Consider the following 24,391-nt stretch of genomic DNA (forward strand, 5'->3'; position numbering starts at 1 on the left):
TGGGAATGCAAAGAATTCAGTCAATCCGAATGACCGAATCGGTCAGATTGAATGATTTTCAACCACAAAAAGACACATCGTGTCAGAACCCGCTGCGTAAGCAGCGGGCCAGTTGCACAAGCCCGCACGAAGTAAGGCCATTCTTTTGCAGAAGCCCGCACGTAAGTAAGGGCTTAACACTCAACCTGAATGTTAAGCCCTCGCTGATGCGCGGGCTTCTGCATCGAGCTTTAAGTTAAAACAGTTCGATCTTCCCGTCGGTCACGATAACCCGCGACTCGCCCTCATTAAACATTATCCGCTCGAACGAGATCGGCGACACTGAACCAACAGCACCGACAGACGTAAACCTCAAATTCAACAACACTCCGTCGCCGTCTATCGGATACGCCCCATAAACAACCACCCTCAAAAGCCCCGGCTCAGTCGCATTCGTCACCACCGAAAGTCCACGACTGACAGTTCCCGAAACATCGACTGGTTCAACAAGCGGCTGCATCATCGAAGGATCGTAACGCAAATCAAACTCATAAGAGATCACTTCCTTGTCCGCAATGCCCTCAACAGTCACCGGAACAACGATCTCCTTATCCGCTGCCGTCAAAACTTCCTGGACCGCTACCGCTATCGGTTGCCGTTCGGAGTCCTTTTCTTCACTGTCCACTGTCCACTGTCCACTGTTCACTCCTCTTGCCGCTGTCGGGTTCCAGTTGCCTGTGACATCGCCGACAAGAATGCCTATGTAGTCTTGGCCGGTTTGATTGCCGGTCGGATCAATGTAAAACCTCGTCGTCGGTGATCCTCCGATTGGGAAAGTCGGTTGTGATACGTCCGGCACGAAGAATCGCCATTGACTTGTAAGCCCAACAGGCGGCCCAAGCGCTGTCACAAACCTCGCGATCTGTGCTGCGTCGGTTGATGATATTGCACCGTTGTTTGTCACATCCGCAGCGATCTTCTGGCGGTCGGTGGGAATGAGCGAAACACCCGAAACGTGCTGCGCGATCCTCGCCGCATCGGCCGACGAAATGCCGTTCTGTCCGGTTGATTTCGAGACCGAGACAATATAGAGGCCTGATTCAAATCCGGTCATCGTATATTGTCCCGCAGTCGGGCCTGGAGGATTGGTGTACTGAACGGCCAGGCCGGCGGTGCTGACTTCCGCGTTCGAAATGAACTTCGTCGTCGGCGACGCCGGATTACCATAAATAACCGTTCCGCTGACAGACGGCGTTTCCGCAGGTGTCGGTGTCGGTGTTGATGTGTTTGTCGCGGTTGGCGTGCTGGCTGCCGGAGTGAAGCACAGAGAGAACTCCGATGTGTTGCCTCCCGCATCGGTAGCCGTCGCCGTTATGGGCTGGCCGGCGACAATTGCAGGCACCGTGACGGTGAAACTTGCATTACCCAAACCATCGGTGATGGCACTTGTCGCTGTTCCAAGATAAGTCTGTCCTTCGCCGTAACCGGAAGGGTCGCAGACGCTGTTCGAATAAACATCTATCGAAAACGATTGGCCCGGCGAACTGTTGAGAGTACCGCCAACCGTGGTGCTGCCTATGGCGGCACTGGTCACAACCGGATAATTTTGCAGATTATTTGGACCCGTGTCTGGGTCGGTATTGTCGTTAGCAGTGACGTTATCGGAGCCCAGATCGATGCCGAGGTTATTGTTCGAGTAGATGCTATTGCCGCGGATCGAAATCCCGCTTCCCGCAACCTGCACTCCGAGGCCGCCGGAATAAGCGATCACATTGCCTGCTCCGGTGATAATTCCGCCTACCGTCGTATTATTGGCTTGCAGGTAAAGGCCAGCGCCTAAGTTGGCTACCGGCGATGTCCCGTTTGTCGCAACCCCGATGTAGTTTCCTTGTATTGTTACGGTCGGGCCGGTTTCTATCTGGATCGGGAGGCCAACATTACCGCTGATTATGTTTCGGGCCGAAACGGTCGTTCCGCCTATCAGGTGGCCGGTTCCCGCAGATAGAAAACTGAAACGGATGGCATTGTTGCTACTGGCTATCGCGGCAGTGCCGCTAGCGTTTGTTCCTATAAAATTGCCCTGTATGATAGTGTTCGATCCGGGTCCGTTGCTTTGGATACCCGTATTTGTGCCTGAGATTAGATTGCAAGCTCCGGTACAGGCGCCGCCCGGTGTTGTGCCGGTTGTGCCGCCGATCGTATTATTGCTTCCGCTCGCGTTGGCAAGAAACACGCCGACCGCCACATTTCCGAGTTTAGCGGTGCCATCTTTATTCGTGCCGATATAGTTGCCTTGTACGATGCTGCCTGAGCCGCTGATCTCAATAGCGTGTGACTGAAAAAAGTTGCTTCCTGCGAGAATAATGTTTCGATCCGCAGCGTTAGTGCCTCCCAACTGGTTACTTCCCGAATTAGCAAGAATGCCGGACAGAACTCCTGATCCGAGCGTTGCCCATGCGGTTCCTGACGGGTCTGTGCCGATAAAGTTGCCGGTTATCGTGTTGCCGCCAACACTATCTAACTGGATCTGCGTGCCAAAACGGTTAATGACCAAACCTTGAACTGTGGAACCTCCACAGGTAATGAATAAACCTGTAGAACTCGAAATGTTCGTGCCATTCAATTCGATCAGCAGTATGGCGTTGTTGCCGGCGGCAAGCGTATTAACGCTCGCACCGGGCTGCGTGTAGCCGTCAATAATTACAGGGTCGGTAATTGTCGGCAGAACGGTGGCCGGCGTTATCGTGTGCGGGCCTGCGCCGGGAATGTTGAAGCTGATAGTGTCAACCCCTCCGGCCGCATTCGCGCAGATGATCGCGTTGCGCAGACTTCCGGTGCCGCTGTCGTTCGTATTCGTAACTACAGTGCAAGGTCCCGCAGTCGGCGTCGGCGTTGGAGTATTTGTCGCAGTGTTGGTCGCCGTGTTTGTGGGTGTATTCGTCGGTGTAAGCGTCGGAGTATTTGTTGGCGTGAGTGTCGGAGTATTCGTCTGTGTAGCTGTCGCAGTATTGGTCGGCGTACTCGTCGCCGTCGCAGTCGGCCCGGCAACGAGGTACGCATTCCGCACTGATTCCGTGATGCTCTCCGAGCCGTTATGGAAGCCGCTACGATAATGACCTCTCGCGCGGATGTATAGGTTCTGTCCGGTAGGGAGATTCAGGCCTGTCAGTGCCCAGTTGCTTCCAGTTTCTGTGCCATTGCCAAGGAAACTGTAATTAACATTGTCGGTTGAGGACTCAAAAGTAACACGCGAGAGTCTCGTGCTCGAACCGCCGCGTGTCCAGGTCACTGTGGTTTGCGTGACCGATAGGTTTTGCAGAGCTGGAGTGTCATTACTCAACCGAGCGAAACGAAGGCGCGACTGTCCACCAATATTTACGAAAGTACCGCCTACCAATAACTTGCCGTCCGTCTGCACCGCAACTGCGAGGATTCCACCGTCGGCGTCCGGGTTGAACAGATCGGCCAATCCCGTTGTCGGATCAAGCCGGGCAATACGGCGACGATTAAGTATCTGCCCGCCGATGCTGGTGAATTCTCCGCCTGCTAAAATCTTGCCGTCCGCCTGCAAAACGATCGAATTAACGGTGCTGTTTGGGCTCGGGTTGAAAGAGTCCGCCAAACCTGTTGTGGCATCCAGCCTGGCGAAATATTGGCGCGTTTGCCCCCCGATAGCTTGAAATTGCCCGCTAGCCAGAATTTTGCCGTCCGGCTGCAACGCAATTGCGTGGACGCGAAAGTCAGCGGTCGTACTAAACAAATCCGCCAATCCGGTCGTCGCATCAAGGCGGGCAAGGCGGGGGCGAGGTTGTCCGCCGATGTTGGAGAACACTCCAGCCGCTAAAATCTTGCTGTCAGTCTGCACTGCGATCGTATCGACTACATTGTCCGCATTCGGGTCGAACGAATCGACCGCTCCGCTCACCGGATCGAGCCGCGCGATGCGGTTGCGTGGCTGCCCTGCGATAGCATTGAAAGAGCCGCCGACTAGAATTTTACCGTTCGCCTGTAGCGCGATGGCAAAGACATCATTATTAGCGTTCGGGGCGAACGAATCAGCCAATCCGGTTGTCGCATCAACCCGAGCTATATTATTCCGCGCCTGCCCTCCGATGATGCTGAACCGTCCGCCCACTAAGATCTTACCGTCCGCTTGTATAGCTATGGAATAGATTTTATTGCCTAAGTCCGGGTTTGGGTCGAAAGCAGTATCGAGCGTGCCGTCGGTATTCAATCGTGCAATGCCGTTACGTGTCACACCTAAAACGGAGGTAAATTCGCCACCTATAAGGATCTTGCCATCCGGCTGAACGGCGGTGGCGTACACCACAGTTCCGACTATGCTTAGATTAAGTGTCTGGTCGAGCAGGCCGTTGGTTTCGACTCGGGCGATACCATTGACAAAATATCCACCTACCAGGATCTTGCCGTCGGGCTGTACTGCTATGGAACTAACAGGTGCGGATGCGTCAGGGTTAAACGACTCGGCCAACCCGGTTACGGCGTCAAGCCGCGCGATCCGGTTGCGTATCTGTCCGCCGATGTTAGTGAAATCGCCGCCGACTAGAATCTTGCCGTCAGGCTGTACAGCGATCGTGCGGATAATATTGTCCGGGTTTGGATTGAACGAATCTGCCAAACCTGTGACTGGATCGAGTCTCGCAATTTGATTACGGCTCTGCCCGCCGATGCTGTTAAAAATGCCGCCTGCTAAAATCTTACCGTCCGCTTGCACCGCAAAGGCTGTAACAGCAAAAAACCCTGCGCTCGCGCTCGGATTGAACGAATCAGCCAGCCCGGTGGCCGGATCGAGTCGGGCAATATGACTGCGCGGCTGTCCCCCTATGTTACCGAAAGTTCCGCCGACAAGAATTTTGCCATCTGTCTGAAGCAGGATGACGTTGACCTGTAGGCCGGTAACGGCTGGATTGAACGCATCTGCTAATCCCGTAATAGCATCCAGCCGCGCCATTCGATTACGTGTTTGCCCGCCGATGCTGGCGAATTGTCCTCCTGCCAAGATATGGCCGTCGGCCTGCACCGCGATTGCGCTGACCTGACCGTCCGCGTTCGGATTGAAAGAGTCCGCCAAGCCCGTAACCGCGTCCAGACGCGCGATGTAGTTGCGCGTCTGTCCGCCGATGCTGTTGACGCCGTTAAAACTGCCGCCAACCAGTATCTTTCCATCAGCCTGTAGAGCGATGGCCGACACAAAGCCTGATGAACTTGGATCGAACAGAGCGTCAAGCGAACCGTCAGGATTCAACCGTGCAATCCGGTTGCGTGATATACCCTTAACAACGGTAAAATCACCGCCGATCAGGATCTTGCCGTCCGGCTGAACGACAACGACTTGAACTATGCCGTTGGCGTTAGGTTCGAAACCATCGAGTGCCGACTGCGCCCGAGCAGCCAACGCTAAGTTCAGCATCAAAAATATAGCTAATGTGACGACGTAAAATTTCTTGTTCATGGTTTTTCCTGTTGATTATCTCTTGGTGCGAACCCGTTAAGTTCCTGTCCGGCGCGAATGGTGCCATTTTCAAATAAAAAGCACGTTTGAAAATCACATCTTCGGGTTTTCTTCCCAAAAAAGTCCTTTGTTTTCGATGAGAAAGTTATTAGAAAGTTATTAGAGGCCGTATGTCGTTGAAAACAAACAGCTTTTCCTTTGGAACATTTCTCCTCGATGAGCAGATTCTTACGGCATGACGGAAAATAACAATGGTGTGTGAGTGGTCTCCATGATCGCTGCAATCGCTCTAGGAGTGAACGAAGCCGTGACGAACCAGATGCCATCGGTGTCATTTACGCCAATGAGGACACCGACGAACACGAATGGAAAAGGTTAATGAAGAGAACGACAGAACCTGAATGGAGACTTTTCTAAAAAAGCCAAAAAATCGCCTTTCGCCCGATGGCTTTTTGGGGGTCTCCGATGGCTTTTAGGGGGGTCTCCGATGGCTTTTTGACCCTCAAAGGTGGCTTTTTGGCAAAAAGAAAATAGGCAATTCGAACAAGTACAATAAATTCAACAATTTAACACTGACAGCATAACCCCACACTTTAGCTTATTCGAGAAAAGAACAGCGATTTTGCTAACAAATCACAACAATGTGGCACGTGCCACATTTAAAATTGGCCATACAAGCGCGATTTTTAAATTCACTTTTTGAAAAAATCTTTCCATCTTTTTTGAAGAAAATGAAAACAAAAAAAGCTGCCTTCTCAGGCAGCCTTAATCTTGTTCTCTAACAAAGATCTAGAGAAAACCGAACATTAAAAGATCATACATTCAGAATATCGACAAGCTCCTGAACCGCAGCGGCGCTCTTGTGGAGAGCGGTGCGCTCGTCGTTGGTCAGGCTGATCTCTATGATCTGCTCGATGCCGTTTTTGCCAAGTTTTACGGGCACTCCAACGAAAAGATTGCTGACGCCGTATTCACCTTCGAGAAAGACTGCGCAGGGCAGGATCTTCTTTTTGTCTTTGAGGATCGCTTCGGTCATCTCGACCGCACCTAAGCTTGGTGCGTAGTAGGCCGAGCCGGTCTTGAGCAAGCCGACGATTTCGGCTCCGCCGTTGGCTGTGCGGGTGATGATCGCGTCGAGTTTGTCTTTGGCGATGAGTTCCGTAATCGGGATACCGGCGACTGTCGAATATCGCGGCAGCGGCACCATCGTGTCGCCGTGTCCGCCTAGCACAAAACATGTGACGTTCTCGACTGACACATCCAATTCCTCAGCAACAAAGCAACGCATACGAGCCGAATCAAGCACTCCAGCCATGCCCATAACGCGGTTTTTCGGGAAACCCGAGCGACGAAACGCGACCTGTGCCATGGCATCAAGCGGATTTGAAACGACGATGATGATCGAATTGGGCGAATATTTAGCAACTTGATCGGTAACCTGGCCGACGATGTCTGAGTTTGTTTTCAAAAGATCATCGCGGCTCATACCTGGTTTGCGAGGCAATCCGGCCGTGATAATGACAACATCTGAGTTAGCCGTTTCTTCGTAACTGTTTGCACCGACAAGTTTTACATCAAAACCGTCAATTGGAGCAGCTTGTGCGAGGTCGAGGCATTTGCCTTGCGGTGTTCCCTCGACGATATCAACCAAAACCACGTCCGCCAATTCCTTAGCAGCGATCCAATGAGCAGCCGTCGCGCCGACATTTCCAGCACCGACGACCGTAACCTTATTTCTTCCAGTCATTATTTTCCTCTCTTAAAATAGTTATCTAATTGCGTGTGTAATTAAAGAACCTATTTTATGCTGAGTAGAAAATTCCCGCAAATATCGGCATCGGATTATCTCTACACATAGAAAAAACCCGATGCGCTCTCCCCTTCGCATCGGGCTTTTTCCTGAATGACCTTCGCCTTGCGGCAAGGGCCAATCTTCACAAATCACTAAGCAACGCGTGTGCCAGTAAATTATTGGATGCACCAAAACACAAAACGCTGTATATACGAGTATTTTTTTGCTAAAAAAATGACTATGAAACTCTTTTGCTCACTATTCCGTTACAGAATGCACGATATGGTTATGACTAGGCTCGGCAAAAATTACCGACTTTTTCATTTTTTGCGGCATCTTAATGACCTGAGTAGCGCTTAATTTCCCCATCCATCACAGGGCGAAACTGTTTCGTAAAGTATGCTCGAATACAACGTTTATCAGCAGATTTTGATAAATTAGTTGGATAGCCGACAGGCAGCTAACGTGACGGGCATCGGCCCTCTTCTTTATGGTTCATCAATCCTTGAAACTATTTGTGTGCGCGGCGTTCTTGCTTGGGTCGCTTTCTTGCGGCTCGCAAAGCTCAAACCGAACTGGCCGCGGCAACTCGAACACCGATCAAAGCAAAACGGATACTGCCATCGCTATCACCGTTGGCAAAAGCGAATCCCGGCAAATTGCATCGGCCATCAAAGCAACAGGAAGTTTGCTCGCCGACGAAACCTCGGACGTGGCTCCAAAAACCGCGGGAAAGATCTCAAATGTATATGTGAACGTAGGCCGTTTTATACAGAGCGGTTCGCCTATCGCAAAGATCGACGACAAAGATGCAAAAGCACAGCTGGCAACCTCACAGGCTGAGGTGAAGCAGGCTGTCGCGGCCGTTCGTCAGGCGGAGGCAAAACTTGGGCTTGAGCCAAATGGTTCGTTCAATGCATCGACTATCCCTGAGGTTCGCGCCGCAAATGCAAATTATCAGCTAGCACTCGCCGAACAGAAACAGGCAGAAGCGAATGAGGCTCGCTATCGCGACCTAGTGCAGTCAGGCGACGTTGCAATGATCGCTTATGAGCAATACCTCACTGCCCGCGACACGGCTCGAGCAAAAGCTAACAATGCCAAAGAAATGCTAAATGCAGTAGCTAATAATGCACGCGAGAGCAATCAAGCAATTGTGTCCGCAAAAGCTGCGGTCGAAGCTGCGCAAACACAAGTAGCAAACGCAAAGCGAGCGATTGCCGATACAATTATCCTGGCTCCGTTCTCAGGCTTTGTCAGCAGCCGTCCTGTTGCGGTCGGCGAATATGTTTCGTCGGCGTCGATCGTAGCGACAGTACTTAGAACAAATCCGATCAAGGCTCAGATACAGATCGCCGAAGCAGACGTGCCCTCTGTCTCGATAGGCAAAGGCGTTTCGATCGAGGTTGATGCTTACAAAGACCGTAAATTTGCCGGCACGGTATCCGCCGTCAATCCTTCGATAGATGCTGCGTCGCGTGCTGCTCAAGTCGAAGCAACTATAGAGAACGGTGACAACGCAATTCGTTCAGGTATGTTCGTCACCGCGACCATCAATCGCGAAGGCGGCAATATGGCTGTGTTCGTTCCAAAGATCGCGGTTTTCAACGACCAGTCAACGCAATCCTTCAAGGTTTTTGTCATCGAAGAAAATGTCGCACGACTTCGCGTTGTCCAACTTGGTATCGAAGAGGGCGACTCATATCAAATACTATCCGGCGTCGCTGCGGATGAAACCATCGCTACAAGCAATCTTGACCAATTATTCGAAGGAGCAAAAGTTAGTTTCTAGTTTCTCGTTATGCAATGGCTGGCTGAGATCTGTGTTCACCGTCCGGTTTTCGCGACCGTAATTGTGATGTTTTTGACGGTCGTCGGCGGTTTCAGCTTCTTTACGCTCGGCGTTGACCGTTTTCCCAAGATCGATCTTCCGACGATCTCCGTATCCACAAATAATACCGGTGCAGCTCCTGAAGAAATGGAGAATGAGGTCACCGACATTATCGAAGGTGCTCTCAACACCGTTCCCGGCATCGACGAGATGCGATCAACATCGTCACGCGGCGGTTCGAACATTACCTTAACCTTTAATCTCGAAAAAGATCCCGACCAGGCATTTCAGGAAGTCCAGCAAAAACTCAGCACGGTTATTAACAGGCTGCCGGAGAATGCGGATCCGCCCGTCGCTCGCAAGTCCGACCCCGATTCGCAGCCGGTCTTAATGTATGCGATAAGCGCTCCGCGAAAGGTCGCCGATCTGACAGACATGGCAGAGACTTTGATACAGGAACGCATCGAGTCTGCTGACGGCGTCGGCGAGGTCGTCATTTTTGGCGGACGCTCGAAGCAGATAAAACTCTATGTTGATCCTGACCGGTTGCGTGCTTACAACCTTTCCGTCACGCAGGTCACAAATGCCGTCACGGCGCAGAATCAAGAGCTGCCCGGCGGCACGCTTGTCGAGGGAGCGAAAACGGTCGGGCTCCGAACGCTAAGCAAGCTGACCGACGTAAAAGAGTTTAACGAGATCGTTATTGCAACGATCAACGGATTTCCAGTCAAGTTCAAAGACGTAGGCAGAGTGGAAGAAGCGGGAGCGGACGCGACTTCGTCAACTTCGCTCAATGGCGTCCAGTCGGTTTCCGTCGCGATCCGAAAACAATCGGGCTCGAACACTGTCGCCCTTATCAACAACGTCAAAACAAGAATGGCCGCGATCATTCCGACGCTGCCCGACGATGTCAGGGTTAGCGTAATTCGCGACCAATCTGAATTTATCGAGACCTCGCTTCATGCAATTGAAGAACACTTGATCCTCGGCGGCATTTTTGCGGCCATTATCGTATTTCTCTTTCTGTGGAATGTCAGAACTACTTTTATCGCTGCGCTTGCAATACCGACTTCGATAATTGCGGCTTTTGCAGCGATCGCAGCGATGGGCTATACGCTCAATCAGATGACGATGCTGGCGTTGACGCTTATGGTCGGCATTGTTATTGATGACGCGATCGTAGTTCTCGAAAACATCTATCGTTTTGTCGAAGAAAAAGGGATGGACCCGTTTCGCGCCGCCGTCGAAGGCACGCGAGAGATCGGTCTCGCGGTGCTTGCGACAACCTTGGCTCTGCTCGCAGTTTTTATTCCGGTTGGGTTCATGACAGGCATAGTCGGTAGATTTATGTCGTCCTTTGGACTTACGTCGGCAGCCGCGATCGCCGTTTCGTTGATAGTTTCCTTCACGCTCACACCGATGCTTGCGGCGCGGTGGATCAAGCCAAAACATAAACCAGGTGCTGATCCAAAAGATGACGCCATCATCCTTGACGGCGTTCGCGAAAATGAACATTCTGAGCATGAAAGCGGTTCTAAGTCGGGCTGGTTTTACGGAAAGATCGACGGCATTTATACATGGATGCTCCATTTATCAATGCGGTTTCGGTGGGTGATCGTGCTTATTTGTGTCATTGCTGTAGCATCGATAGCTCCGCTTTATAACTTTGTCGGTATGGCGTTCTTGCCGGACGAAGACGAGTCGCTTTATCAAGTGAACTTACGAGCGCCGCAAGGCACATCGCTCGCGGCGACTCAGTCGATGCTCGATAGGATCGCGCGCGACATCCGTGAGCAAGTGCCCGGCGTGAAAGATACCGTCGTCAATATCGGCGGTGGCGGCGGTGGTGGTGGCGGTGGCGGTGGAAATTCTGGGCAAGTAAATGTAAGCCTACAGTCCCTCAGCGAGCGAGAGCATTCTCAGTCGGATCTGATCGCACGAACTCGAAATCTGGTTAAGAAATATTCGTCAAAAGATTATCGCGTGACGGTCTCGGCGGCATCGTCGATCGCAGGCAGCATCGGTTTGGGACGCGGCGGTTCGGGAGTCGGTTATTTCATTTCCGGGCCGGACACAAACAAGCTGAACGATTACGCAAATCAGGTCCTTGCGAAATTACAACAGGATCCGACGTTTCGCGACCCTGACACGTCAATTGATACAGGCTCGCCCGAAGTGCGGTTTGTTATCGACCGAGTGAGGGCAGCAGATCTGGGAGTTCAGGCAGCTGATATTTCGCGAGCTTTGAATATTGCCGCAGCGGGCCAGCGTGTTTCTACATTCAGTTCGGGCACGAAGCAATACGATGTTTTGGTACAGGCCGATGAGCCTTTTCGCCGAACGCGAGAAAATCTTGCCTATTTTACCGTATCGTCGTCGAGGGGCGGAACAGTGAGCCTCGACAAATTGGTTAGCATCGAAGAAGGCGTCAGCCCGTCCTCGATTCCGCGTCTCAACCGCCAGCGTATTGTTACGATCTCATCGAGCCTGCCGCCAAACTCTTCTGAATCCGATGCTCTCGCAAAGCTCGAACAGTATGTAAAGCAGTTGAATTTACCAGCAGAATATTCGACTGGTGTGACGGGACAGTCAAAAGAGCTTCAGCGTGCATACAGTTCTTTCATGCTGGCGTTTCTGCTTTCGTTCGTTTTTATGTATCTGGTTTTGGCGGCTCAGTTCGAATCGTTTATCCATCCGGTAACGATCCTTATTACGCTGCCGCTTTCGATACCTTTTGCTTTGCTCTCGACAGCGATAGCAGGACAAACGCTGAACATATTCTCGGCGCTAGGCATCTTGCTACTGTTTGGAATAGTAAAGAAAAATGCGATCTTGCAGATCGACCATACTAATACTTTGCGAGCGAAAGGCATGAACCGATACGACGCAATAATTCAGGCAAATCGCGACCGTCTGCGACCGATCTTGATGACAACAATTGCACTGGTTGCCGGGATGATACCTTTAGTCATTGGCAGCGGAGCGGGCGCAGCGACAAATCGTTCCATCGGCATTTTAGTTGTCGGCGGACAATCGATGTGTCTGCTTCTTACGCTGCTAGCGGTTCCGGTATTTTATTCCCTTTTCGACGACGCGCAAGAGGCAAACATTCTTCGATCCATCGGTCGTCGTCTCGGATCTGTAACATCTATATTTAAGCGGAATAAAGCTGATGAAGATGCAGTACATTTAGAAAAGAATTGATGATCTTGAGTGCTAATAGAAAAAAGCGAGCATTGACGGCAGTTATGTTCGCCGTATGCGTTCTTATGCTGTGCATCGATAGCGCGGCACAAACTACTACACCCACCGTCGCGTTCACTCCAACACCCGACGCTCCGATGCCTGTCGCTCCGACGTTCGACACGCCTGCTCGCCCATTGCCAAGCTCGGAAAGAGTCGGCGTCGAGCTGGATAATCAGTTGTCTTTGACGCTTGAGCAGGCCATCGAAATGGCGCTCAAAAACAATAATGATATTGATGCTTCAAGAAACGATTCACAGATCAGCGACTTCAGTCTTTTGGGAGCAAAAGGTGTTTACGACCCGCTTTTGGTCTCGGAAAATTACTACGAAAGCCTGACTACACCAACTGCCTCAGCGATCGGCGGTGCGGTAAATGGTGCGGTGACGCAGAAGCGATTTTTTTCCACTGCAGGTTTGAGCGGGTTTTCTCCTTTTGCCGGCGGAAATTATTCGACGGTTTTCAACGCTTCAAGAACGACGACGAGCAACACAAATTCCTTTCTAAATCCGCAGTATCCGTCGTCGCTTGTATTTGAATACGTCCAGCCTCTTTGGCGAAATCGGTCTATAGACAATAACCGCCGGACGATCCAGATCGCCAAAAAAACCATCGACCTTTCCGACGAACAGCTTAAGCTCAAAGCCGTTACGGTTGTGTATGGAGTCGAGCAGGCATATTGGGACCTTGCGTTCGCGATGCGCAATCTGCAAGTGCAGATCGATACTCTAAAACAGTCAAAGGAACAGCTTGAGAGCAATAAAAGGCTCGCCGCAAAGGGCGTGCTTGCTCCTATTGAGGTAGTTGCCGCGAACGCTCAGATCTCAACATTTGAACAAGCGGTTTATACTGCACAGGAAAACATAACGCGCGCCGAGAATGTACTGAAAACTTTTATACTTCCCGACCGAACATCGGCGGAATGGTCGCGGGCTTTGACGCCCGTTACGCCGGTGAATACCGACGTTCCGCGAATCGGTCTTGATGTCGCGGTTACAGAAGCAATGAGGAATCGTGCCGAGATCACCCAGCTTGAGATCACTGCGGACATTAACCGCATTGACCAGCGTTTCTTTCGCAATCAAACAAAGCCGCAGATCGATCTTGTCACAACATACACATCGCAAGGCCTTTCCGGTACCGAAACGCCCGCGTCGATCAATCCCACGACCGGTCTGAGCCGCGTTCCGCCGCAACTTGTCGGAGGTTTGTTTACATCACTTGGAAATTTGGCTGCTCTGCGTTATCCGTCGTATCATGTCGGCGTGAATATCTCCCTGCCCTTGCGGAATCGAACCGCAAAGGCCAACCTCGGTCGCTCGGTAGTCGAGGGCGACAAGATTGCAAATAATCGTGCTCAGCAGGAACAGATCGTCGAGGCTGATGTTCGAAATGCTTTGCAAACGCTGCGCTCTGCGGAATCGTGTCTCGAATCCGCAACAAATGCCCGCGCCGCAGCAGAAGAGCTTTACGCAAGCGAAGAGAGGCAGTTTCGAGCAGGCACGACGACATTTTATCTTGTGTTGCAGCGCCAGACCGAGTTAAGCACAGCTCGCGGACGGGAACTTCAGGCGCGAACCGATCTCAACAAAGCTGTCTCGGAATTCAATCGTTCTATTGGTAAAACGCTTGAGGCAAATAATGTTACAGTTTCGAAATAAAATGCGGCTGCGATGTATTTTTTGACTTGTTCAATGCACTGTACGATTGTAAGCAACTATAATAAAGGAGCAGTAATCAATCTAAACAATGGCTGAGTTTCAATTTCGAATCGAGGATCTTCGTTTATGGGCACCGCAAGAGGCCGAGATACTCCAATGGCCTGACCGTGTGCCGATCTACGACAACAATTCCCCAACGGAACACCGCGCCTTTCTCACGGGCCACACATACGTTTATACCCTTCCGCATGACCTCGAACAGATCCTAAAACGCGGCGAAGGCGAGATACTGCCCCATTTTGAAGATCTGGCGGACGATCTCAACCCCAGCAAATCACAACGACAACGCCTTACACATTTGTTCTTTCACGAATCCGCCTCGGGCTCTGATATCCTTTAACATCTGGACAATATAGATTATTTGCAGTTTGATAATGATAAAAGGCGGCCCGAAAGCCGCCTTTTTCTTTTAATCAATGTCGAGAACGCTCATTCCAAAGGATCGGCAACGAAATCGGCTTCAGTCACATTATCGATAAGACTGATCACTCGGCTTGGCGTGCTGAATCTGTAACGCTGCGAATTGACCGTCACAACATACGTCTCGCCGACCGCAAGTCCGTCGAATGTGAAGTACCCGAATGATCCCGTCGTCACGACAAGCGGTTCGCTAAGCGAGTTGCCGCTAATAACAACCTTCGCATTGCGTATGCCGAAACCGTCGGCAGTTAATACACGTCCAGAGATCGAAGCGCCAGCCGCCGTGGATGGCAAGAATTCAAGTCCCCAACCACCGAATATTTCACCGGCAGAGCCGCTTGGAACGAACACATTACCTGAGTCCCGTATGTACAAACTCCAAACGCCATTCGAGTTCGTTCCGCCAAAATTGCCTAATAGCGTTTGCGTTCCCGTGCCTCCAACCGTGCCGCCCGGCAGATTGTACGGCGGCGACGGTGCCGGTGATGGAAAGATCGGAACCGTTCCCAAAGACGTCGGTTCATAATCTCCTGTCACAAGGAAAGCATTGTTAGGAACTATCTGTCCGGCGGTGTCGGTAAAATTTACAGTTGCCAGTCCATTAGTTGCAGTTCCGCCGGTGTTGGCCATCAAAACAAAATGTTGTCCTGAGGGGCTTACTAGCAGAAAGTGCGTGTTGCGGACAGACACCGAAGTAGTCGTAAAATCGTACAAAGTCACACGCATCGACCCGATCTGCGTCGGACCGCCAGTAACAGTTAAGTTCGACGGATAAGGTGCGGCCGGTTGGCCTTGATTAAATACAACAGGAGTCGTACTGCGGAAGGTCGATGCCGTATCATTTATCATCAACACAGCTGTCGAAGGCGAGCCGAGATTTGCCCCACTCAACAAAAGATTGATAGTTTGGTCAGGTTCGGTGATTGAATCACCACAGATCGTGACCACGACAATCACCGTCTGATCGTTCGGAAAAAAGGTTACAGGCTGCCCATTGCCACTGATGTAATCAACGCCGGTGCTGCAAGACGCTCCTCCCGTCGCCGTGCCATCTGCAGTAGAGAAAGCAACTACATTTGTACCCGATAAATTGCCGGTCCTGGTTATCGAGATTATCGCAATCTGCGACTCATCCTCGATATACGTTGCCGAGCTGAACGTAATGACGGGGGTTGCCGAGGGCGTCGCAGTTGACGTAAATGTCGGCGTCATAGTCCCAAAATCAGTTGGCCTCGGCGTGTTTGTCGCCGTCGGTGTTGGTGTTCCTGTTTGCGAAATGGTCATCGTTGGATTTGCCGTCGGCGTGTTTGTTAGTGTACTCGTTGCTGTCGACGTATTCGTCGGTGTCGGCGTCGTTGTTTCGAATGACACGGTCCCAGTTGCCGTTGCAGTTGCGGTATTTATCACCGTACCTGTGGCTGTTGCTGTACTTGTGGGTGTGGATTGGAAAGCCGGAACCATCGCATAAGCATGAACCGCACCATTGAGAACACCGGTTCCGACGATAATGTTGTTGTCGGAGATTCCCATTGCGGATGAGGAAGTGTTGGTTGAGAGGTCCCAGCCAGTGCCGGACGGGATGAGATCGGCAAGCCTGAACGTCGCTGAGCCTGTGTAAAGAAATGGTATCGCAAATGCCGACGAAGCGGTTCCGACCGCCCAGCCTGCGGTATTGACGCCTCTTGCTGAGCCTTGTGTAGTTCCGTCAGGCAGCGGGATCGCAACCATACCTCCGGCCTGAGTCCAGATGAACGGCAGGCCTGAACCTTGATTTAACATACTCGAACCAACAACGTGTCCGCCGTTGCCGATACCGAACGCGATGCCGCCGTTAAAGCCGGACAATGCACCGATGTCGATCGCAGAGCCTGCTCCAATGTCATAGACCATCGGGACATTACGTGCGGCGTTGTTGGGGTCGATACCGATGCCCGCAATGCGGTTCGAGTCATTGATGCCGAACGCCGTTGTAAAGAAGCTGCCGTTCGAGGTTGTTTGCGAAATGACGGTAGCCGTTGCTCCGTTGTAAATAACTCCGCGTTGAAAGCTGCCGCTACCCACCGACCCGACAGCAATGATCGAGGAGTTCATATCATAGGCGTCACCTAGTGTCTCGCCCGACGGCAACGGCAGTTGCGAAACCGCTCCGCCTTGCCAGATCGTCGGCAGACGGCTCGTACCAAATAAGGTCGTCGAGCACGTTCCAACGATATGACCAATTCCCGTATCGGCTGCCGAATTTGAAACACAGAACGGACGAGCCGCGAGATTTGGAAGTCCGGCAATGCCCGCTCCGCCGATATAAGTAAATGCCTGTGCTCCACCCGTTCGAACCGAACGCCCAACCGCAAGGCCGCCCGGTGAAACGCCCATTCCCTGCGACGCACCGTCGCCCGACTGTACAACGCCAATATCGAATATCTGATACTGAGGCGGAGTCGGTGTGTTTGTAGGCGTGTTGGTATTCGTCGGAGTATGGGTAACTGTGCTGGTCGGAGTTGGATCGCTCGGTATTGCTACACTGCCGTTTGTCAGCGAAACTGTCGGATCGCCTTCATTGAACACAAACCCTGGATGGAAAATACCGCCCGGATCGGTGTAATCCGCAAAAGTCAGAGCTGTCGATTGTCCGGCACCTCCGATCACGTTAAATCTCAATATCAACAATGTTCCAGCGCCTGTTAAATTCGCCGCCTGAAAAGCTGAAACAATAAGGTGTCCAGGATTGTTCGAGTTTGGAGTGATGGACATCGCGCTGCTCAACGTTCCTGCCTGTTCAAACGCGGGACTTGCAGGCTGCACTATCGCAGGATTGAAATCGATGTTCAGGTCATAGGAGATTATGCCCTGCCCCGTTGTATCTCCAACAGTAATTGGTATCAACACAATTCCCGGCATCGCATTAACATGTGGCAACGAGACCGAAATGCCGCCAACTCGTGCCGCTGTCTTAGGCACTACTATCGCACTATCAACATATGCTTTTCCGATCGAGCTGAAATTTGCCAGTGCAAAAACCGCGCAGCAAGAGAACACAATGGCGATGACGAGATGCCTGCGTGTAAACGACAACATAGCTTTTCTCCTTAAGGGTTGAAAGGTTGTACTCTTTTCGAGCAAAGGTGGTGCTGGGAGCGGGAATCGAACCCGCACGCCCCTAAAGGCACAGGATTTTAAGTCCTGGGCGTCTACCAATTCCGCCATCCCAGCACGCGATTTTGAGATTATCACGTTTGGCATCTAAGGCGCGAGTCGAGAGTCTTAAGTCTGGAGTCTTAAGTAGGAAGCTCAAGACTTCATACTCAAGACTCCAGACTCAAGACTTGCCACGCCAATTCGTGTATATTGAAAGCGATGGATCAAATTGCTTGGATTCTTTGGCTTGTGCTTGCGGTTGGGTTAATTATTGCCGAGACATTTACGCTTGGGTTTGTACTTCTCTGGTTTGGCATCGGAGCGTTTGCAGCGGCGGTCGTCGCATTTGCGGGACTTGGGTTGGCGTGGCAGTTTGCGGCGTTTGCGGTTGTGTCGATCGCACTTACGGCGATGTCACGCACGATCTTTTCAAAGTACTTTCCGCATGGAGACAACAACGCAATGAAGTCCGGCGTCGATTCTCTGCCTGGCAAGATCGGAACGGTTTCAACGGCAAGCAATGGAGCATTGAACGAAGCGGCAGTTAAGGTCTTCGGATCGACATGGACAGCATTTCCTATCGATGGTGAAACAGCATTGACTGCGGGTGAGAAAGTTGAGGTGGTCGAGGTTAAAGGTTCGTCGCTCTACGTCCGGCGAGTCCGAGACGAACTGCCCGAATGGCGAACGCAATGATCTAAGTTTTGAAGTATTTATTTGTCCGGACTGTCTGCCGTCTCTGTTATATCTAGGTTCTCTGCGGTGTCTATATCATCTGGATTTGCTGTGTCATGAAGGCCCTCTCCAAATTCTAAAAATTCCAGCTTAACTTCATCATCAATCGGTTCTGACAGGCCTTCACCACTAAATTTTGCGACGATAACCGTGATGTTGTCTTCGCCGCCATTTTTATTGGCTTCTGTTACCAGTTCAACACAGGCATTTTGAAGCTCATCGAAATTATCGACAACGATCCGCTGCATTTCTGCTGCCGGAACTTTATTTGATAGCCCATCGCTACAAAGCAGAAAAACGTCGTTCCGATGCGGCGTTACTCGGGCCGAAACCGGATATATCTCATTCTGAGCGCCGAGCGCCTGCAAGATCACATTTCTTAGGGTATGAGTCTCCCCCTCTTCGGGAGTGATTTGATTTGCGTCGATCAGTTGCTGAACAAGCGATTGATCCTTTGTGACCTGATATATCTTGCCGTTACGCACAAGATAAGCACGGCTGTCGCCGACTTGGATAATGTCGGCGCCTTTCGGCGTTATGCCCATGCCGGTAAACGTCGCTCCCATACCCTGAAACTGCGGGTCGCTGCGTCCCTGTTGATGAATGAGATAATTAGCAAAAACCGTCGCGCTGTGAAGCTTGTGGATAAGGTGATGATCGATGGTATCGGCGGCAATGGTTTCTTCCGGGTCTTCGTCGAGGAGCTTTTCGCTTACGGTCTCGACGGCCATCGTACTGGCTACCTCGCCCGCGAGTGCTCCGCCCATGCCGTCTGACACGGCCATTACGATACCGTTCTCGTCAACGTCAAACTGCTGGCTCTCGATAACAAATTCACCGTCGTCCTGAGAACCTGTCCATGCCTTTGCTCCGGAAATGTTGAGCAATAAATAGTTGTCCTCATTTCCCTTTCGGACGCGTCCGATATGTGAGGTTGCGTGTATCTCAACAGTGAACATATTTACCAGTCAAGAGTTTATAGAGTCGTGAGTCGTGAGTCAAAATTTAACTCAGGATTATGAAAGAGCCTGATCGACATCTGCAATAATGTCCTCAACGTCCTCGATGCCGACCGAGATCCTTACGAGCCCGTCGGTAATGCCAAGTTTATCACGAGTTTCCTTTGGAACCGATGCGTGAGTCATAGAAGCAGGGTGCGAAATAAGGCTTTCGACACCGCCGAGACTCTCGCCAAGAGTACATAATTTGACGCTTTCGAGCACTTTTTTCGCATTTTCTAACGAGCCTGTCTCGAATGAGACCATCCCGCCGAAGCCTGTTTGCTGGCGTTTTGCCAATTCATGCTGCGGATGAGATACAAGGCCGGGATAATAGACTTTTTGCACCTTTGGATGCTCGGCAAGAAAATTTGCGATCACGCGGCCGTTACGATCATGAGCTTCCATCCGAACAGCAAGCGTTTTCGTTCCACGTAGCACCAAAAACGAGTCGAACGGTGAAAGGATCGCTCCAATGGCGTTTTGGACAAAGCCTATCCATTCGGCGTCCTTTTCGTCATTTAAGGCAATAAAACCGCCGACGCTGTCCGAGTGTCCGTTCAGGTATTTTGTCGTTGAATGCACGACAATATCGACGCCGTGATCGATCGGACGCTGAAAATAAGGCGACATGAACGTGTTGTCGCAGACGACCTTGGCACCGTTTGCGTGGGCCATATCTGAGACGGCTTTTAGGTCGGTAATGGTCATGATCGGATTGGTCGGAGTCTCGACAAAGACCATCTTTGTGTTCGGTTTAAATGCACTTTCAAGCCCTGTAACATCCGATGTATCAGCAAGGTCAAATTCGACGCCGTAGTTCGATAAGATCTTGCTAAAAAGCCTGTACGTACCGCCGTAAGTGTTGTCACCGAGAATAACGTGATCGCCGGATTTTACAAGCTTTAGCGTCGTGTCGATAGCCGCCATTCCCGACGCAAACGCAAAGCCAAACCGTGCATTTTCGAGTGCCGAGATGTTCTTTTCGAGTGCCGAACGGGTCGGATTTTGGGTACGAGCATACTCGAAACCCTTATGCCGCCCAAGCCCTTCCTGGGCGTAGGTCGATGTCTGGTAAATAGGAACGCTGACCGCTCCCGTGGCAATGTCAGGCTCGTTGCCCGCGTGTATAGCAGTTGTTGAAAAACCCATAAAAACGTAATTTATCTGTAATAGATTTTATATCTTTGGACAGGAAAGGGCTAACGAATCTCGCTGATTTATGCGAAAGCCCCCACGTGAGTAAGGGCGTTACACTCAACTTGAACGTAATGCCGTTTTTCAGGTGCGCGACAAGTGAAATAATGATGATAATGCCGGATGTAATTGACGAGGATGTGGATAGAAGACGATAACGGCCTTCCTGCGTCAAAAAAGCCGTGAATCTATGCTAAATGTATGATCTGCAATGGTTTATCGTCAAAGCGGAGAAAAAGCGCCATCTTATGACCCCAAAAAGCCATCGGAGACCCCCTAAAAAGCCATCGGAGACCCCCAAAAAGCCATCTTTAAAACCGCCTTTTTAGTGCCATTTTGCCAAGGACCAGTTTCAACCCTCCACTCCAGCGTCGCTCATATTTTGGCATCCGTCAGTGCTAACCTCGTCAACCGAATTCACTGTTTTCACCGAATCGGCAACCCCAATCTCGTCAACGGATTCGCGTGGAATTCACCGAATCGGTCACTTCTATCTCGTCACCGTTTCCGCCTTTTGCCGCGTCAGCGGCAAGAATGAATGTAGCCGTGAGTTTCAACCCACGGAAAGCTGTTGTAAAATTATCCGCATCGCGCCAGCAACGGGTGAAACATCTCCTGTTATGATTCGCTGGAGCGAACCATCGACGACGCAGTCTATAAACTCTACGACCTAACCCCCGACGAAATTAAACTTGTTGAAGGCGCATAGAATGAGTGACGCAATCAAAATCAAAAAGCAGTTGGAGTTATTTAATCTTAAGGCGGAAAAGCTTAATTCCCTAAGTTTTGCCAAAATTGTTCAGAAAACTGACACTGGATTGAGCATTTCAGGAAAGAGAGGTGACGACGGGTTGTTTACGGTGACTAGCGAGCGACGAGGACCAGATGCCGAATCCATTGACGCGTTCGTTTTAACGCTTCGAATGTTTCTTCAGAATAACGACCAGTGTTCCATCGGAAATCTTCAATCTTGTTATTCCAGTATCTTATTACCTGAAGATATCCGCGAGGAGTTTCGAGACATTCGAAAAACATTAAATGAATACTTAGATGATACGCACGAAATTCGGCTTGAAGAAAAGGGTAAATTCCTTACCCGTCGCGAGATGATAGACACAATGTTATATGGCGACTTAGCTCACGCTAATGACAATAATTACAGGGCTAGTTTTTTGGCATGGACTGCCATTCCGCACTCTACGGACATGCTGGTAAATGAATTCATTGTTATCGCTTCGCGCGTCTTGATTGCAATCAATTGGCTTAAAGATTTAAATGAACGCGCGCTTGCAACACTTGCGTGAAGTCCATTCCTTTTCTCCCCACTTCTCCCGGATCCTGAGGCCGAGCTTGGTCTCAGGATGCGGGAGAAGTGGGGGAGAAAATATTCTGGGCGTCCAAACGGTCGGGCAAGCCTAACCGCAGTGCGAAGCGGCATAGCCGCAAATGCTAGATAGCACCTTCACGGAAAGGCATAGCCTTTCCGCTTGGCGATTGGGCTAAGCCCGAAAGATTTAGCCGTTGCTGACGCGACGCGGGGATTTTGTCCAAACGGTCAGGCAAGCCTAACCGCACTGTGAGGCGGCGGAGCCGCAGATCAAAAAAACCGAAGAACCCAGTCGCTATCGCTCCCGGTTCTGACAAGGCGACATTCTGGAACTTCGCACTTGACAGCGTGTTGCAGCTGTGCAAATATACTCAACGGATAATTTCCAATTTTACACAAAAGACAAAGGAGAACACATAAGACAGAGATATGGACGGAGTTTCAGGGGAGGCCGAATAAGGTCGGTGCGGATGAGGCTAGGGTGACGTTGAATAATCGGGGCGTGCTTCATATGAATAAGGTGGCGTATGAGGGTTTGGGCTCGCCGGCGGCGGTGAAGCTGATGTATGAGGAGAACAGGCGAGTGATCGGCCTCAAGCCCGGTGACCCGCAACACACGAACTCCTTTCCGGTAAAACAGAAGGGCAAACATAATCTCCGAACCGTCCATATGAGCCCTTTTTGCAGAAATTTCGGGTTCGACATTCGCCGGACGGTGCTGTTTCACGCAATCGAGATCGACCGCGAAGGTATGATGCGGCTCGAACTAAACAAAACGGTGATCATCGGGAAAGCGGGTAAATAACGAATAACGAATAACGAACAGTGAATAGTGTTGGAGAGGAGGAATCTCTTCACTATTCATTTTTCACTTTTCACTTTTCACTATTCACTATCGACGGCGATCTGGGTTAGAATGTGAAGCAAAGTTTTTGTTGGAATTCGTTGGGTTAATAGTTTATTCTTCTAAAACAGGCGGAAAAATATGGCTGAGATAGATTTGGGTGAGGCGGTTTCACCATCGGAGAGGCGGACGTCCGAACGTAAGAAGCTGATTGTCGATGTGCGGTTTGACGGCGGCGACGGAACGGGCATCGCGAATACGCGCGACATTGGGGTTGGCGGTATGTATATGACCACGACCGCCGATCTCGATACAGGTATGCCTATCATGATGACCATCAGCATCAACGGCCAGAAACTAGACCTCAAAGGCGTCGTCGTCTATTCCGATCCCGGCCACGGCGTCGGTGTGAGATTCAAGGACCTAAACGAGAGTGACGAAGGCATTCTGCGGCAGGAACTGGCACTAATGTAAGAATTAGTCTGGAGTCGAAAGTCTGGAGTCTTGAGAAAGACTGAGAGTTCTTACTTAAGACTAGCGACTCAAGACTCATAAAAATTATGTTCGATCAATTTACCCTAGGCATTGAGGAAGAATTTCAGATAGTCGATCCTGAGACGCGCGAGTTGAAGTCGCATGTTTCCGAGATCCTCGAAGAAGGCAAAATGCTTCTCGGCGAAAAGATCAAGCCTGAGATGATCCAGTCGATGATCGAGGTCGGCACCGGCGTGTGCGCCAATATTCAAGAAGCGCGCGAGGATCTTTCCACGCTGCGCTGCATCATTTCCGGGCTTGCACAGAAAAAGGGAATGGCGATCGTCGCGGCTTCGACGCATCCATTTTCAAAATGGTCGGAGCAGGAGATCTACGACGGCGACAGGTATAAATTGCTGGTTGACGAACTGCAAATGGTCGCCCGCTCGCTATTGATTTTCGGGTTACACGTCCACGTCGGGATACCCGATCTCGAGAAACGTATTCAGGTAATGAACGCGGCACGTTATTTCTTGCCCCATGTCTTGGCATTGACAACGTCGTCGCCTTTCTGGCTGGGACACAACAGCGGGCTGAAATCGTATCGGTCAGAAGTATTTAAGAAATTTCCTCGCACTGAGATTCCCGACACCTTCGAATCGTATCCGCAGTTTCAAGCCTACGTTGACCTCTTGGTCAAGATGAACTGTATCCAGAACGGCTCAAAAATTTGGTGGGACGTACGGCCGCATCACCTGTTCCCGACGCTCGAATTTCGCATCTGCGATATCCCGACGCGCGTTGACGACACTATCGCCATCGCCGCTTTGTTTCAGGCGATCGTCGCAAAATTGATGGTGCTGAATGAGGGCAATATCGGATTTCGCATCTATAAGCGACGTTTGATCCTCGAAAATAAATGGCGGGCGATCCGCTACGGCCTCGACGGAATGATGCTCGATCTCGGCAAACAAAAAGAAGTTCCGGCACGCGACCTGATCCGCGAGTTGCTCGATTTTGTCGATGAGGTCGTCGATCCGCTCGGCTCACGCGACGAGATCAATCATATTCATACGATACTCGAACGCGGCACTTCGGCAGATGAACAGTTGCGTGTTTTCGAAGAATCGGGCGGTGATTTTAACGCCGTCGTCGATATGCTGATGAAGAACACGCTCGAAAATGTACCCGAGAAGTGCTTTGATTAGCCCGCCGATATCTC

14 protein-coding genes and 1 tRNA gene are annotated in these 24,391 nt (G+C 50.9%); 9 read left to right on the top strand and 6 right to left on the bottom strand.

The features are described 5' to 3' along the window. Positions 1-235 precede the first annotated feature (235 nt). On the bottom strand, positions 236-5,452 hold the full coding sequence (locus tag IPL32_05005) for a hypothetical protein (GenBank protein MBK8465170.1): 5,217 nt from the start codon (positions 5,450-5,452) through the stop codon (positions 236-238). Positions 5,453-6,266: 814 nt separating this feature from the next. Then, positions 6,267-7,199: a malate dehydrogenase gene (gene mdh / locus IPL32_05010; GenBank protein MBK8465171.1), complete on the bottom strand. Its 933-nt coding sequence runs from the start codon at positions 7,197-7,199 to the stop codon at positions 6,267-6,269. Positions 7,200-7,749: 550 nt separating this feature from the next. Here mdh and IPL32_05015 point away from each other — a divergent pair. The 4 genes from IPL32_05015 to IPL32_05030 all read left to right on the top strand — a co-directional run bounded on the left by IPL32_05015 (position 7,750) and on the right by IPL32_05030 (position 14,379). After that, positions 7,750-9,036 carry an efflux RND transporter periplasmic adaptor subunit gene (locus IPL32_05015; protein ID MBK8465172.1) on the top strand — a complete coding sequence of 429 codons (1,287 nt, stop codon included), beginning with the start codon at positions 7,750-7,752 and terminating at the stop codon, positions 9,034-9,036. Between the two features lie 9 nt (positions 9,037-9,045). Then, a complete protein-coding gene (locus IPL32_05020) occupies positions 9,046-12,279 on the top strand; it encodes an efflux RND transporter permease subunit (protein ID MBK8465173.1) in 3,234 nt (1,077 codons plus the stop codon). A 65-nt stretch (positions 12,280-12,344) separates the two neighbouring features. After that, entirely contained in the window at positions 12,345-13,979 is a 1,635-nt protein-coding gene (locus tag IPL32_05025; protein MBK8465174.1) for a TolC family protein, read from the top strand. Between the two features lie 88 nt (positions 13,980-14,067). Next, positions 14,068-14,379: a hypothetical protein gene (locus tag IPL32_05030; protein MBK8465175.1), complete on the top strand. Its 312-nt coding sequence runs from the start codon at positions 14,068-14,070 to the stop codon at positions 14,377-14,379. Positions 14,380-14,468: 89 nt separating this feature from the next. On the opposite strand, the gene IPL32_05035 is transcribed toward IPL32_05030, so the two are convergent. Both IPL32_05035 and IPL32_05040 read right to left on the bottom strand, forming a co-directional pair. Then, the gene (locus tag IPL32_05035; protein MBK8465176.1) at positions 14,469-17,534 is read right to left on the bottom strand and encodes a carboxypeptidase regulatory-like domain-containing protein; all 3,066 of its coding nucleotides are present in this window, start codon (positions 17,532-17,534) and stop codon (positions 14,469-14,471) included. A gap of 48 nt (positions 17,535-17,582) precedes the next feature. After that, positions 17,583-17,669: transfer RNA gene (locus IPL32_05040), tRNA-Leu, on the bottom strand. Positions 17,670-17,813: 144 nt separating this feature from the next. Here IPL32_05040 and IPL32_05045 point away from each other — a divergent pair. Then, complete coding sequence (locus IPL32_05045) at positions 17,814-18,290, top strand: NfeD family protein (protein MBK8465177.1); 477 nt, start codon at positions 17,814-17,816, stop codon at positions 18,288-18,290. Between the two features lie 17 nt (positions 18,291-18,307). Here the strand turns inward: IPL32_05045 and IPL32_05050 are convergent, their stop codons facing one another. Both IPL32_05050 and IPL32_05055 read right to left on the bottom strand, forming a co-directional pair. After that, the gene (locus tag IPL32_05050) at positions 18,308-19,288 is read right to left on the bottom strand and encodes a serine/threonine-protein phosphatase (protein MBK8465178.1); all 981 of its coding nucleotides are present in this window, start codon (positions 19,286-19,288) and stop codon (positions 18,308-18,310) included. A gap of 57 nt (positions 19,289-19,345) precedes the next feature. After that, positions 19,346-20,479: a cystathionine gamma-synthase gene (locus IPL32_05055; GenBank protein MBK8465179.1), complete on the bottom strand. Its 1,134-nt coding sequence runs from the start codon at positions 20,477-20,479 to the stop codon at positions 19,346-19,348. Positions 20,480-21,234: 755 nt separating this feature from the next. Here IPL32_05055 and IPL32_05060 point away from each other — a divergent pair. The 4 genes from IPL32_05060 (at position 21,235) to IPL32_05075 (ending at position 24,377) form a co-directional block, all read left to right on the top strand. Then, positions 21,235-21,828: a hypothetical protein gene (locus IPL32_05060; protein ID MBK8465180.1), complete on the top strand. Its 594-nt coding sequence runs from the start codon at positions 21,235-21,237 to the stop codon at positions 21,826-21,828. Positions 21,829-22,362: 534 nt separating this feature from the next. Then, positions 22,363-22,656, top strand: a complete 294-nt coding sequence (locus tag IPL32_05065) for a hypothetical protein (GenBank protein ID MBK8465181.1) — start codon at positions 22,363-22,365, stop codon at positions 22,654-22,656. 180 nt (positions 22,657-22,836) lie between these two features. Continuing rightward, positions 22,837-23,169, top strand: coding sequence for a PilZ domain-containing protein (locus IPL32_05070; protein MBK8465182.1), 333 nt, complete (start codon positions 22,837-22,839; stop codon positions 23,167-23,169). An 86-nt stretch (positions 23,170-23,255) separates the two neighbouring features. Further along, on the top strand, positions 23,256-24,377 hold the full coding sequence (locus tag IPL32_05075; GenBank protein ID MBK8465183.1) for a carboxylate-amine ligase: 1,122 nt from the start codon (positions 23,256-23,258) through the stop codon (positions 24,375-24,377). The last annotated feature ends 14 nt before the right edge of the window (positions 24,378-24,391 follow it).

The sequence above is a fragment of the Chloracidobacterium sp. genome, from assembly GCA_016711345.1.
GTDB lineage: Bacteria > Acidobacteriota > Blastocatellia > Pyrinomonadales > Pyrinomonadaceae > OLB17.

What these genes read in the sequence shown, in the direction of transcription:
- IPL32_05005 (MBK8465170.1), bottom strand. Translation starts at nt 5,452, where the DNA reads ATGAACAAGAAATTTTACGTCGTCACATTAGCTATATTTTTGATGCTG.
- mdh (MBK8465171.1), bottom strand. Translation starts at nt 7,199, where the DNA reads ATGACTGGAAGAAATAAGGTTACGGTCGTCGGTGCTGGAAATGTCGGC.
- IPL32_05020 (MBK8465173.1), top strand. Translation starts at nt 9,046, where the DNA reads ATGCAATGGCTGGCTGAGATCTGTGTTCACCGTCCGGTTTTCGCGACC.
- IPL32_05025 (MBK8465174.1), top strand. Translation starts at nt 12,345, where the DNA reads ATGCTGTGCATCGATAGCGCGGCACAAACTACTACACCCACCGTCGCG.
- IPL32_05030 (MBK8465175.1), top strand. Translation starts at nt 14,068, where the DNA reads ATGGCTGAGTTTCAATTTCGAATCGAGGATCTTCGTTTATGGGCACCG.
- IPL32_05035 (MBK8465176.1), bottom strand. Translation starts at nt 17,534, where the DNA reads ATGTTGTCGTTTACACGCAGGCATCTCGTCATCGCCATTGTGTTCTCT.
- IPL32_05045 (MBK8465177.1), top strand. Translation starts at nt 17,814, where the DNA reads ATGGATCAAATTGCTTGGATTCTTTGGCTTGTGCTTGCGGTTGGGTTA.
- IPL32_05050 (MBK8465178.1), bottom strand. Translation starts at nt 19,288, where the DNA reads ATGTTCACTGTTGAGATACACGCAACCTCACATATCGGACGCGTCCGA.
- IPL32_05055 (MBK8465179.1), bottom strand. Translation starts at nt 20,479, where the DNA reads ATGGGTTTTTCAACAACTGCTATACACGCGGGCAACGAGCCTGACATT.
- IPL32_05060 (MBK8465180.1), top strand. Translation starts at nt 21,235, where the DNA reads ATGAGTGACGCAATCAAAATCAAAAAGCAGTTGGAGTTATTTAATCTT.
- IPL32_05065 (MBK8465181.1), top strand. Translation starts at nt 22,363, where the DNA reads ATGAATAAGGTGGCGTATGAGGGTTTGGGCTCGCCGGCGGCGGTGAAG.
- IPL32_05070 (MBK8465182.1), top strand. Translation starts at nt 22,837, where the DNA reads ATGGCTGAGATAGATTTGGGTGAGGCGGTTTCACCATCGGAGAGGCGG.
- IPL32_05075 (MBK8465183.1), top strand. Translation starts at nt 23,256, where the DNA reads ATGTTCGATCAATTTACCCTAGGCATTGAGGAAGAATTTCAGATAGTC.